This is a genomic window from Collinsella aerofaciens, from assembly GCF_040926405.1.
Lineage (GTDB): Bacteria > Actinomycetota > Coriobacteriia > Coriobacteriales > Coriobacteriaceae > Collinsella.
This window is the reverse complement of the sequence record NZ_JBCOIG010000002.1, coordinates 175,895-188,625: the sequence shown is the minus strand read 5'-3', so window position 1 is coordinate 188,625 and position 12,731 is coordinate 175,895. Positions and strand designations below refer to the sequence as shown.

The following is a 12,731-nucleotide window of genomic DNA, read 5'->3' as shown; positions in this document are numbered from 1 at the left end:
GGGGCCTCGGGGGCGTTCGGCTAGCTGCGGGAACGGCCTATCCGCTCAAAGTGTTCGGCTGAGATCGGAAATCAACCTGTTTCAAATGGGGTGGTTTTGCAACCGTCACGCGCCACGCTATGCAAACGTGTCCCGGCTCGGATAAGATGGTGCGACCGAGTTCTACCGCGCTCACCGCAAGTAGTCTTTGTTGCTGAGATAGGTCATGGCCGAAAGGGGCCCGTATCCCAACAGATACGGGCCCCTTGCTATTTAAATGGGCATGAGGGTGTATTGAGGGGGGGGATGTCTTGCTGTCGGCATCCGCGTGTGGTGCCATTCGCTGCCGTAAATTATACGTTTACGGCTAATTTCATACCACTTGTCGGAATGCGGACGCTGTCCTTGCATGCCGGGCGTACATTGAACGTGGTTTTTCGCGTGAAACCACGAATCGGTTGTCGGCCCTGAACAAGGAGGCCCAGCATGACGCTTGCCAAACCCATCAATAAATACATCGACTATATCGATGCCCCCGAGGACACGTTTGAGCAGTATGTCGAGAAGGCGTTAAAGTACAACTTTCGCTGCGTATTTGCGAACCTGCAGGAGTACGAGACGGGCCGCGCCATGCTCGAGGGCTCTGACATCATCCTTGCCGGCGCTATCGACTTTCCCCAGGGCGCTATGACGCTTGAGGAAAAGCTTGCGAAGTTTGAGGAATACGCTGCGTGTGGCTTTACCGAGATTGACTACGTTTTGAATCAGGGGTCGATCGAGAACCGCGATTTTGATGCCATCGAGCGCGAGATGACTACCATTGCTGATTTTTGTCGCGCGCATGGCATCACTGACAAGGTAATCGTCGAGATGTGCAAGCTGGACGGCGACGACGCCGCCAAGCGCCGTGTATGCGAGATCGCGCTGGAGGCCAAGCCGGGATTCCTTAAGACGTCGACCGGCAGAAGCTTTGGCGGTGCTAAGCTCGAGGACGTGCGGCTGATGCACGAGGTGCTCGGCGATGCCGTGGCAATCAAGGCGGCGGGCGGTATCCATAATTACGAAGAGGCTTGCGCATTCATCGAGGCCGGCGCCAGCGCGTTAGGTGCATCGGCGGGCATCGCGATCGTCGAGGGCGCACCGACGGATGAGCGTCGCTAGCAGACGTATTTGACCTGAGCGATAAAGCTTCACGACCACACGCCGTTCATGTTCGGGACAATATGACATTTTTCCCGTTGCAAACGGAGTCGCGGTGGCTGTTCTGTATGATGACTCAGACAAGGTTATTCAATGACAGGGAGGCATATATGGCAATCAAAGCCATCGCGATGGATATTGACGGTACGCTCACCAACGACCAGAAAGTGATTAGCCCGCGCACGCGCGAAAAGCTGCTCGCGGCGCAGGAGTCGGGCATTAAGCTCATTTTGGCTTCGGGCCGTCCCGCATGGGGACTACATGCTCTGGCGCAGGAGCTCGACCTTCAAAACCATGACGGTCTGCTGGTTGCCTTTAATGGCGCGCATGTGGTCGACGCTCAGACCGATGAGGTCCTTTTTGACCAGGCCATGCCGGCTGACGAGCTGCACCGTCTGATTGATCACCTGCAAAACTATGATGTGATCCCCATGATCTCGCTCGGTCGCGATCTGCACGTCGAGGATTCGTACCATTGCATGATTACGCTGCCTGACGGCTCGCAGAAGAATATCGTCAAGTATGAGCGCGATGCGTGCGATCTTAAGATCCGCGAGGTGGAGAGCCTGCACGAGGTCGTGGACACTTATCCCGTGGACAAGCTGCTGACGGCGGGCGATCCGGCCTACCTGCAGGCGCATTACGAGGAGATGTATGCGCCCTTTAAGCAGACGCTTTCGGGCATGTTTACGGCCGACTGGTACTTTGAGTACACGGCGCCCGGTATCGACAAGGCCCGCGCGCTCGAGGGTGCCCTGCCCAAGCTCGGCATCGATGCCAGCGAGGTCGTATCGTTTGGCGACGGCCAGAACGACAAGTCCATGATTGAGTGGGCCGGCACCGGTGTTGCCATGGGCAACGCCGTCGATGAGGTCAAGGCTGTGGCCCAGATGGTGACCGCCAATAACAATGAAGATGGTATTGCGGTGGCGCTGGATAAGCTGCTGGGTTAGAATCGCCGATTAATGCATGGTTCGGGCGCCTGCTCGCGGGCGTCCTTTTGTTGGGGAGGGTGCCGTGTCCGCATTTCCGTTCGATGCCGTTATCTTTGACATGGACGGCGTGATTGTCGATACCGAGTATTACTACCTGGGCGAGACCGCGGCTTTTGCCAAGGAGCTTGGGTTGAACCTGACTCAAGAGGAATTGAACGGGCAGGTCGGTACTTCGCACCAGTTCTTCCTGCATATGCTGGTCGATTGGTTTGAGCGCGCCGGTAGGGGGCATTTTACTGGCGATGAAGCGTTGGCCCGTTGGGATGAGTGGGCGCATAAGCGTCCGCGCGACTATCAGGCTTTGATTAACCCAGGCGCCGTGGATACGATTCGAGAGCTGCCGCGCCGTGGCGTTCGCGTGGCGCTTGCCAGCTCGTCTCCCATGGATAGCATCGAGGAAGTGCTCAATGCGTGCGGGCTGTCGGATGCCTTTGAGTATGTGGTGAGCGGCGAGCAGTTTAAGGAGAGCAAGCCCGAGCCCGACATCTACCTGCATGCGCTGGACCTGCTGGGGCTGCCCGCGAATCGCTGCTGCTGCGTTGAGGATTCGGTGCCTGGCATCACTGCCGGCAAGCGAGCCGGCCTGACGGTCATTGCCAAGCGCGAGGAGCGCTTTGGCTTTAGCCAGGATGCCGCGGACAAGATCATCGACCAGCTGCCGGAGCTGCTCACGCTTTCTTAGGAGCGCGGTAGTTGCGCGTTTTTCGGGTCTGATGAGTAAATAGCCAACATTTTGGTGCGACACCTAGCATACTTTAAGCTAATGCGGGCTTAAGGGCTTGTTGAATGCTCTTAAGCCCGTTTTAGAATTAATTGTGCTGGGAGAGGGTATATGCCACCGACTGAAGGGCCAACTGACGGTAAAGCAGCGATACCGCTGTACCAACAGGTCATTGATATCATTAAAAACGAAATCAACTCCGGCGCCTACAAGGCAGGCGCGCGGATACCCAACGAATTCGAATTGGCTGAGAGCTATAAAGTTGGCCGCGTTACCGTGCGACGTGCTATTGAGGAGCTCGTCCAGCAGGGCTATCTAACGAAGCGACAGGGGAAAGGCACGTTTGTCAATGCCCCCAAGCTCAAGCGCAAGATTCGCCAGAAGGATGACGTTCAGAGTTTTTCGGACGCATGCCGCGTTAACGGAATGGAACCGGGGGCGTGTGTCATTTCGAGAAAGATACTGCCGGCGGATTCCACCGAAGCACATTTCTTTGGTGTTCCCGTTGGAACTGACTTGATTTGCGTTGAGCGCGTGCGTACTGCCGATGGCGTCCCCGTCATGCTTGAGAACAACATATACGTTTACGAGGACAACGCCTATCTATCAACGGCGCCTCTATCTAACCAATCCATTTTTGAGTTCGTGCGCAACCAGACTGGCCGCATGCCCGCGTTTACCGACCCGTGCACGCTCGAGATCGCGTGCGCATCGCCCGAGGTCGCTCGGTTGCTGGCGGTTCCCGTTGGCGAACCCTTGTTTTATATGGAAGCCTTCTTTTTCGATGAGCAACGGCGGCCGTTTATCATCGGTCGTCAGCGGATCGTTGGGTCTCGCTACGTTTTTGACATCTAGGACATTGCGAATGGAAACGCCCGGTGGATCATCTCACCGGGCGCTTCCATACCGTTCACGGCGCGAACGCGACCGTTCAACCGCGTTGCGGCAATCAGTTTGAAATTATCTTGATGACGGGAAAAGCTGCTGGTAATCTATAGAACGTCATAGAACGTTTGCCTTATGCAAGCGTTGAAGCGAGATGCGATGCAGTCTCGAGTTCTTTGGAGGTATCTATGTCAGATACGAAGGCGAAGAAGACAAACAGACGTTTTAAGTTCAAATTACCGCATGTCTATACGATCATGTTCTTGCTGATCGTTGTCTTTGCGGTCCTGACTTGGATCGTTCCCTCGGGTCAGTATCAGCGCAAGACGATTTCGACAGCGGCGGGCGAGCGCGAAGTCGCCGTTGCTGGAACCTATGAACAGGTCGATAAGAACTACACCGATTCCGAGACCGGCGAGACCATCAATCTGGGTCAGGATATCTTCGCGGTCCTGCAAGCGCCCACTAAGGGCATCCAGGAGGCTGCCGACGTCGTTGCGTTCGTCTTATTGATTGGCGGATCGTTCGCAATCATCACCAAGACCAACGCTTTGAATGCCGGCATGAGCCGTGTGATTAAAAAGCTCAAGAACAAGGACATCCTCATCATTCCCATTACGATGACGTTGCTGTCCATTTGCGGCACTACGTTTGGCATGTCTGAGGAAGCCCTGCCGTTCTATGCCATCTTCATTCCCATCATGATGGGTATCGGTTATGACTCGATGACGGCATTCATCATCTGCTTCCTTGGTCCTAACCTGGGATATTGTGCTTCGACCATCGACCCGTTTAATGTTTTGATCGCCCAGGGCATCATTGGCATCGAGGGCAATCCTCAGCTGTGGCTGCGCGCCGTTTCTTGGGTCATCTTTACTGCCGTCGGTATCGCATGGGCCATGCGCTACGCTATGCGCGTCAAGAAAAACCCCGAGTCGTCCATTACGTACGAGGACGACAAGCTCAAGCGTGTTGAGTTTTCCGTGACTGATGCCTCCATCGAGGAAGAGTTCACTACCCGTCAGAAGCTCGTACTTATCGATTTTGCCTGCGGTATGGGCATTATCGTCTGGGGTCTTGTTACCCAGGGCTGGTACATGAATGAGATTTCCGCCGTGTTCCTTGGCATGGGCTTGCTTGCCGGTATCCTGGGCGGTCTTGACCAGCAGACGATCGCTGAGGAGTTCGTTAAGGGTCTCGCCGATTTTGCGTACGCTGCTATCGTTATCGGTATCGCTCGCGGTATTCTGGTCATCGCCGAGGGCGGCATGATCATCGACACCATCCTCCAGGCGCTCGCTACTGCGCTCGCCGGTGCACCCGCTGCCGTCTACACCACGTTTATGTATATCGTCCTTGGCCTGCTCTCTTTGCTGGTTCCCTCGAGTTCTGGACTTGCGGCGCTCACCATGCCCGTCATGGGTCCGCTGACCGAGCTTATGGGCCTCAATCCCGAAGCTGCCGTTACCGCGCTCCAGTTTGCTAATCAGACCATCAACACCATCAGTCCCGTGGCGGGCATGACGGTCGCCGGCCTTGCCGTGGCTAAGATTTCGTTTGGCCAATGGTGGAAGACCATTTGGAAGTTCTTCATTTTCATGGTCGTCTTTGGCCTGATCGTAACGGCAATCTCTGGCATGCTTCCGGTGTAGGTGGTTGTGATGTCTGATCGTTTAACGGTCCTGACGTCTAAGAGCGTCTTTACCGGTACGGGGGACCTGCCGTTCGAAGGTTTCGTAGCGGTCCGTGGCAATCGAATTGAGGCGGTTGGCACCAAGTGTGAGGTAGCTTCGTATTTGACCCAAGCGGACGAGGTAGTTGATCTGGGCGACCGTACCGTCATGCCTGGCCTGATCGATGTGCATACCTTCTATACAGGCTGGGCGCTGCGGACGTTGGGGTCTGATCTGTCCGGCATCGCTGATGCCAAAGAGGCCGTGTCGCTCTTGCGTGCATGGAAAGAAGATCATCCGGATTGCGCGGCGGCTTTTGGCCACAGCCTACCCGAAACGTTGGCATCGGATGCCGAGAACGCAAATACGGCAGCTGTGTTTGACGATTGTTTTGGCGATATCCCTGTCGTCTGCTTTACACCGGGTGCGGAGACCTGCGTTCTCAATGCTGCCGCCAGTGCACGATACGGCTTTACACCCCAGGCGTGCTATGCCGAGAAGATCTGGCGCATGATGAGCGATTTCCTCGCGCTGCCCGAGGTACGTGCGGGGTATTCGGACTACATGAGCATGCTTAACGAGCGCGGCGTTACCGCCATCAAGGAGATGGCGTTTGATGACTACTACGGTTTTGCCGACGAAATGGCTCGCCGTGAGGAATCTGGTGAGCTGACGGTTCGCGTCTCTATGATGTCGCAGCCGGTGGGTGCCGGTGCAAATCTGGCATATGCCCGCGAGGCACGAGAGCGCTTCCGGGGACCGTTCGTTCGTTTTTCTGGCTTCAACCGTATGACCGATCGCGGCGTATGGGCGGGGCTTGCCGAGATGATTGACCCCTATGAGGACACGGCCGATGCGGGCGCTGCCGGCAAGACGGTTGTCGAGGAGCCCGAGTGGGATCTGATTGAGAACGAGCTGCGCGCAATTGATGCTGACGGCTTCCGATATTCCTTGCATTGCCAGGGCGATGGCGCCGTTCGTCGCACCGTGGCGCTCTATGCCTCGCTGCCTCGAGACGAGCATGGACGGTTGCTTCGCCGCCATGCGATTACCGATCTCGAGAACTCTGATCCGACCGATCTTGTCAAGTTTGGCAAGTTAGGTGGAATTTGCGAGGTCTATCCGCAGATTCTGACGCTGGACCGGCGCGAGGATTGCCTGTCGATGATGCGTCGACAAATTGGCAAGACGCGACTTTTGCACAGCTGGAATCGCCGCGGCATGGAAGATTCCGGATGCACGGTGTGCTGTGGTACGGATTTGCCGCTGCTGATTCCGAGCCTGGGCGAGTCAATCTACAGTGCGTGCGGCGGATACTTCGACGATGGACTGCCCGTGAATGAGGCCAACGCGCTGACGCTTGTCGAGCTCTTGCGTGCTTGGACTGCCGGGGGCGCGTACGATCTGATGCGCGAAGACGAGCTGGGTACGCTCGAGGTCGGCAAGCTTGCTGATATCTGCGTGCTCGATCGGGATGTGTTCGACCTCGATTATCGCGACGCACGCGATCTTTCGGTTGATATGACGATGTCGGACGGACAAATCGTGTTCGATCGAAATAAGGAGGCATAAGATGTCTGAATCCAAGCCGACGCTGCGCCGCGAACAGATTGCGGGCATGAATATCCACTACATCATGTGGTCGCTCGATTACTTCCTTGATGTGCAGCAGCGTTTGGGCTTTGAGTCCATTGAGCTGTGGTGTGCGGAGCCGCATGTGACACTCGACCATACGGGCTACTTTGAGGCTGAGGTCCTGGCGAAAAAAGCTGCAGACCGTGGGCTTAGGTATCGTACTCTGTGTCCCGAGAATGTTGTCTATCCTTGGCAATACTGCGCACGCAAACCGCTGCATGAACAGCGCAGCCTGGCGTACTTTAAGCACGGCATTGAGCTTGCCGAGGTACTTGGGTGCGACCGTATGTCCGTCAACTCGGGCTGGGGCGACTGGGACGAGGACCGCGAGGAAGCCTGGAAGCGCAGCCGCGAGCACATGTCCATTCTGGCGGAGTATGCCGGCGAGCACGGTCTGGTGCTTACGATGGAAAGCCTGCGTCCCGAGGAGAGCAACCTTGTGACGACGGTTTCCGATGCGAAGCGCATGATTGACGAGGTCGCGAGCCCGTACTTACAGCCCATGGTTGATACAACCGCGATGGGCGTTGCAGGCGAGACGCTCGAGGACTGGTTTGCCGCCTTTGGTGATGGGGCAATTCACGAGATGCACTTTATCGACGGTGACCCGTATGGCCATCTGGTGTGGGGCGATGGCAAGCACGATATGGACGCCTTCGTCGCCACGCTCAACGCCCATGGTTTCGACGGCATGCTGGGCCAGGAAATCACGGACGGTCGTTACTACGATGACCCGGCGGCGGCAGATGCCAAGAACATGGCCGCATTCGAGAAATATCTGATTGACTAAAACAACCATCGGCCACACAACCAACGTCATTGATTGCGGGCCAAACAAGAAAGGAACTGGATATGAACGCACACGATCTGATCAAAGAGGCAATTGCCGAGAAGGGCAAGTTCGACAGCGTCTACTGGATTGCTTGCGGTGGCTCCATGATCGATTTGATCCCGGCTCATGAGCTTCTGCAGCGCGAGGCAACCACCTTCACTTCGTATATCTATACGGCTCGCGAGTTCGATATCATGCGTCCGCGTCGTCTGGGCGAGAAGTCCCTGGTCATCGCTTGTAGCCACAGCGGCAATACCCCCGAGGTCGTCGAGGGCTGCGAGATTGCCCTTGCTGCTGGCGCTACGGTGATCGCCCAGACCGACAACGCTGGATCCAAGATTGACTCCGGCAAGTGGACCACGTGGGTCTACCCATGGGGCGAGGGCGTGCCGCAGGCCGAGGTCCCCGCTGGCATTTCGCTGTCGCTTGCGGCAGAGCTGCTCGATCAGCAGGAGGGCTACGCCGATCTTGCCGATATGTATGCCGGTATCGCCGAGATGGATAAGATTCTTCCCCCGGCACGCGAGAAGGTAAATGCCGAGCTGGGCGATCGCTTTGCCAAGCTTTGCCAGGAGCACGAGTTCTTCTATATTCTGGGCAGCGGTCCCAACTTTAGCCAGACCTACGGTTTCGCTATCTGCTCTCTTATGGAGATGCAGTGGCAGCACTGCAGCTACATTCACTCTGCCGAGTACTTCCATGGCCCCTTCGAGGCTACTCAGGATGGCGTTTTTTACTTCCTGCAGATGGGCTCCAGCGAGTGCCGCGCTATGGACGAGCGCGCCCTGGCGTTCCTTAAGACGCATACCGATACGCTGATGGTGCTCGATGCCAAGGAGTACGGTATGGAAGCCGTGCCGGCGAGCGTCCGTGCCTATCTGGACCCGGTGCTGTTCTACGCCATGAACTGCGAGCTGCGTGCCGCACGCGGCAAGGTGTTTGACCATGATCCCGATTTCCGTCGCTACATGGGCGTCGTCGAGTACTAGAAGGGTAAATACCATGGCATTTAACGTTAACGCGCTCGGATTTGGCGACAACGTCGTCGATCGCTACGAGCATATCCACACCATGTATCCTGGCGGCAATGCGGTGAACTTCGCCGTTTATGCCAAGAAATGCGGTGCCGCACGCTCTGCATACATGGGCATTTTTGGCAATGACGCCGCTGCCGAGCATGTCATTGCAAGCCTCGAGGATGAGGGTATCGAGCTTGACAAGTGCGAGCAGATGATTGGCGAGAACGGAGCGGCTCGCGTGACCGTCGTTGACGGTGACCGTGTCTTCCTCGGCTCCAACGAGGGCGGTATCCGTGGCGATGCGCGCTATGTCCTCGATCGCTTTGACCTTTCGTACATGAAGCAGTTCGATGTGGTTCATTCGGGCAACTATTGCTTTACCGAGCGCGAGCTGCCCAAGCTGAAGGCTGCGGGCGTCACGGTCTCTTTTGACTTTTCGGACGACTCCACCGACGAGTACTACGAGCAGATTGCGCCCTACGTCGATTTTGCTTTCTTTAGTGCGGCGGATGCCGCGAGTGAGGACGAGATTCGCGAGCGTCTGGCATGGGTGAAGGGCCTGGGTCCGCGTTTTGTGTCGGCTACGGCGGGCGCCGAGGGCTGCATTGCTTACGACGGCGAGCGTTATTACCGCCAGCTGGCTAAATCGGTAACGGACATGAAGGACACCATGGGGGCGGGCGACTCGTTCCTCACCTCGTTTTTGATGTGCTATCTCGATTCCGCCAAGCGTGGTGAGGATGGCGCCGAGGCCATCGAGCGCGCGCTCGACTTTGCTGCCGGGTTTGCCTCGACCGTGTGCGGTATGGAAGGTTCTTGGGGCCACGGGGCGCCAATCGTCGAATAGCTTAAGAAAGCGTACGGCGGTCTGGCTATGAGGCCTTGGACAGCCGATGCAAAACAATAAGCGAAACGCGAAAAGGGGGCTCGCCATGTGGTGGGTCCCCTTTTGAGCATTGGAGAAGACCATGGGTATTAAAGCGTGTGCGGCTGGTTTTTGCTGCGCGGACGTCTATCAAAACATCGGCGTGTTCTATCCGACTGGTAACGGCATTGACTGGGGTATCCATCTTGCACGAATGGGCGTTTCGGTATCCGCCGTGTCGGTTGTCGGCAAGGACGAGTACGGAGACAAGATGAGAGAGGCGCTGGCCGCTGAGGGGTTTGATATCTCTCATCTGCGGGTGGAGGATGGCGACACCTCGGTGATGCTCATGGCATTGAAAGACGGCGTCGATCGCGTGCATCTCGAGGCAATCGATGGCGTAATGGAGACATATCGTCCGAATGAAGACGACCGGGCGTTTATCCTAGAGCACGACATCATTCACACCGACCTGTTTGGCAATTGTTTGGACCTCCTGCCCGAATGGCATGATGCGGGCAAGACGGTGGTTATGGACTTCTCGGTGTTCAGCCAGGATCCCGAATATGCATGCGAGGCTCATTTTCCTTACGTAGACTATGCGTTCATGTCGTTTGAAGAGGACACTCCGGAGCTGCGAGACTGGGTACGCCACGTGCAGGAATTGGGACCGCGCGTTGCGGTTGCCACGCTTGGCGAGAAGGGAAGCATTGCCTATGACGGTGAGCGCTTCTATGAGTGCGGGATCGTACCGGCGGAGAAGGTCGTTAATACCGTGGGTGCCGGCGACTCGTATATTGCCGGGTTTACCAAGGGCGTGATCGATGGCCTTGATATTCCGGCGTGTATGAAGGCGGGCGCTGAGCTGTCGTCCCGAGTGATTGGTTCGTTTGAGCCGTACTAGGGTTAAATGCCTGGAAAGGAGTACGAAATGGTTATCGACATGTTGGTCCATCCTATGCTCTACGGCGAGATCTGTACGCCGGGTGATGAGCCTGATGGATTCGGTTTTTGGTCACGAGAATATGGTATGGGGCATATGGGCCCCATGGATTGGGATGAGCTTCAAGTCGAGATGGACGTCTGCGACGTGCAGAAGAGTGTGCTCATGCCGCTCGATGTAACCACGGCATGCGGAGGGCATTTTGGCACCAATGACCAGATTGCCATGCTGGTTGCCGCGCACCCCGATCGTCTGTGGGGATTTGCGAGCGTAGATCCGCAGGTGAGCGGTGCCGCAGACGAATTGGAGCGCGCCTTTACCGAGTTGGGGGCAAAGGGGCTTTGTCTGCATCCGGCAAAGCAGGGTTTTGCCCCCGATGATGCTGTGGCCGAGCCGCTTTACGAGCTGTGCGAGCGCTATAACAAGCCGGTGGTTTTCCATGCCGGTATGTCTTGGGAGCCTGGCGCAGAGCTCTCGCGCAGTAACCCGCTTGCATTTGAGCACACAATCGCAACGCATCCAAATGTGCGCTTTAGTTTGACCCACTTTGGCTGGCCCTGGGTGCGCGAGACCGTGGCGATGCTGCTCAAGTATCCCAACTGCTACACGGACACCTCTATCACTTACATCGATTCGCCCGAGGAGATGATGCAGCGTCTTTTCACGGTCGATATGGGGCCGCTGTGGTATGAGCGCGCGCTATCGCATCAAGTGATGTTCGCCAGCAATACGCCGCGCTTCCGTGCATTCAAACTCAAGCGGGCGCTCGATACCGTGCCCATGCGCGACGATGCGCGAGAAAGGCTCTACTGGGGTAATGCCCTGCGTTTTCTTGAAGGGGATGAGTAAACATGGTGACGCTCGAGACATTGAGCTATCTATCGACTGCTCCGGACCAGTTCATCGATATTACCGAAGACGTGCACGCTGCCATCGAACGCAGCTCGGTGACCAATGGCTTGGCAGCGATTATTTTGTCGCATACGACCTGTGGAATCGTGGTAAACGAGGGGCTGCCCTGCGTGGAGACGGATCTTATGGAGACGCTTGATCGCATCGCCCCACTCGACGCCCCCTATGCGCATGCACACTTCCTGCCGAGCTATGGAGCCACCGGCAACAACTCCTGTGGGCATATCAAGAGCATGATTTGTGGAAACAGTTGCTTCTTTCCCGTCCAAGATGGCCACATCGTGTGCGGAGGTGCCCAGAACATCTATCTTGCGGAGTTTGACGGTCCTCAGAAGCGAAAAGTGTACGTCGAGGTGCTGGGGGAATAACGTTCCTGCAATAACCCTATGAAGGAGCATGTTATGTCGTTTCTAACCTCGATGTTCAAGACCGAAAAGCCGGTTATCGGAATGCTGCACCTGCGTCCTCTGCCGGGCGATCCACTGTATTACCCGGGCGGAAGCGTGTCGCAGGTCGTGGAAGCCGCCAAGCGCGATCTCGAGGCGTTGCAGCAGGGCGGTGTCGATGGCATTTTGATTACCAATGAGCTCTCGATGCCCTATGAGCAGCACGTTTCTCCCTCAACTCTTGCATCGATGGGCTATGTAATCGGGGCTCTGTCCCATGATCTGTCGACTCCTTGGGGAGCTGAGGCTATTTACGATGGTGATGCCACAATCGAGCTGTGCGCTGCCGTCGACGCGCAGTTCACGCGCTGCAATTTTTGCGGTGCCTGGGCCGGTGATCTTGGGCTGATTAACCGAGATTTCGCTCACACCATGCGTCGCAAGGCGGCGCTGCGCCTGGACGATCTCAAGCTTTTTCACTTCATCACGAGCGAGGGGGAGGTTTATCTCAACGACCGCACGACTGCGGACATTGCCGATTCACTTCTCTTTAATTGCCTTCCGGATGCGATGGTCATCGGCGGTTCGGCTGCCGGTCGTGGCGCTTCGGGCGAGCTTGCCGATGAAGTCCGCGAGCGTGTTGGCGAAGTACCCGTGGTATGTGGCACCGGTTGTCGCGAAAATAC

General features: G+C 56.6%; 13 protein-coding genes. All 13 read left to right on the top strand.

The features are described 5' to 3' along the window. Positions 1-465 precede the first annotated feature (465 nt). Complete coding sequence (gene deoC, locus AB5758_RS01780; RefSeq protein WP_368152590.1) at positions 466-1,140, top strand: deoxyribose-phosphate aldolase; 675 nt, start codon at positions 466-468, stop codon at positions 1,138-1,140. Between the two features lie 149 nt (positions 1,141-1,289). Beyond that, positions 1,290-2,132 (top strand): Cof-type HAD-IIB family hydrolase, encoded by an 843-nt coding sequence (locus tag AB5758_RS01775; protein ID WP_040358373.1) that lies wholly within the window; start codon positions 1,290-1,292, stop codon positions 2,130-2,132. 64 nt (positions 2,133-2,196) lie between these two features. Then, positions 2,197-2,856, top strand: coding sequence for an HAD family hydrolase (locus AB5758_RS01770; protein WP_368141780.1), 660 nt, complete (start codon positions 2,197-2,199; stop codon positions 2,854-2,856). A gap of 150 nt (positions 2,857-3,006) precedes the next feature. Continuing rightward, on the top strand, positions 3,007-3,750 hold the full coding sequence (locus tag AB5758_RS01765) for a GntR family transcriptional regulator (RefSeq protein WP_368141779.1): 744 nt from the start codon (positions 3,007-3,009) through the stop codon (positions 3,748-3,750). 218 nt (positions 3,751-3,968) lie between these two features. Next, positions 3,969-5,432 carry a YfcC family protein gene (locus tag AB5758_RS01760; RefSeq protein ID WP_349077086.1) on the top strand — a complete coding sequence of 488 codons (1,464 nt, stop codon included), beginning with the start codon at positions 3,969-3,971 and terminating at the stop codon, positions 5,430-5,432. A 9-nt stretch (positions 5,433-5,441) separates the two neighbouring features. Next, a complete protein-coding gene (locus AB5758_RS01755) occupies positions 5,442-7,025 on the top strand; it encodes an amidohydrolase (RefSeq protein WP_271739980.1) in 1,584 nt (527 codons plus the stop codon). Position 7,026: 1 nt separating this feature from the next. Further along, the gene (locus AB5758_RS01750; protein WP_161194583.1) at positions 7,027-7,878 is read left to right on the top strand and encodes a sugar phosphate isomerase/epimerase family protein; all 852 of its coding nucleotides are present in this window, start codon (positions 7,027-7,029) and stop codon (positions 7,876-7,878) included. A gap of 62 nt (positions 7,879-7,940) precedes the next feature. Beyond that, positions 7,941-8,909, top strand: a complete 969-nt coding sequence (locus tag AB5758_RS01745) for an SIS domain-containing protein (protein ID WP_022094440.1) — start codon at positions 7,941-7,943, stop codon at positions 8,907-8,909. Positions 8,910-8,922: 13 nt separating this feature from the next. Then, positions 8,923-9,786 (top strand): PfkB family carbohydrate kinase, encoded by an 864-nt coding sequence (locus tag AB5758_RS01740; protein ID WP_368141778.1) that lies wholly within the window; start codon positions 8,923-8,925, stop codon positions 9,784-9,786. A 121-nt stretch (positions 9,787-9,907) separates the two neighbouring features. Further along, positions 9,908-10,708 (top strand): fructoselysine 6-kinase, encoded by an 801-nt coding sequence (frlD, locus tag AB5758_RS01735; protein ID WP_195239143.1) that lies wholly within the window; start codon positions 9,908-9,910, stop codon positions 10,706-10,708. A gap of 27 nt (positions 10,709-10,735) precedes the next feature. Continuing rightward, positions 10,736-11,596 carry an amidohydrolase family protein gene (locus AB5758_RS01730; protein ID WP_229055555.1) on the top strand — a complete coding sequence of 287 codons (861 nt, stop codon included), beginning with the start codon at positions 10,736-10,738 and terminating at the stop codon, positions 11,594-11,596. A 2-nt stretch (positions 11,597-11,598) separates the two neighbouring features. Further along, entirely contained in the window at positions 11,599-12,027 is a 429-nt protein-coding gene (locus AB5758_RS01725) for a secondary thiamine-phosphate synthase enzyme YjbQ (protein WP_117735290.1), read from the top strand. A gap of 51 nt (positions 12,028-12,078) precedes the next feature. After that, a partial coding sequence (locus tag AB5758_RS01720; RefSeq protein ID WP_368155333.1) for a BtpA/SgcQ family protein occupies positions 12,079-12,731 on the top strand: 653 nt, incomplete at its 3' end.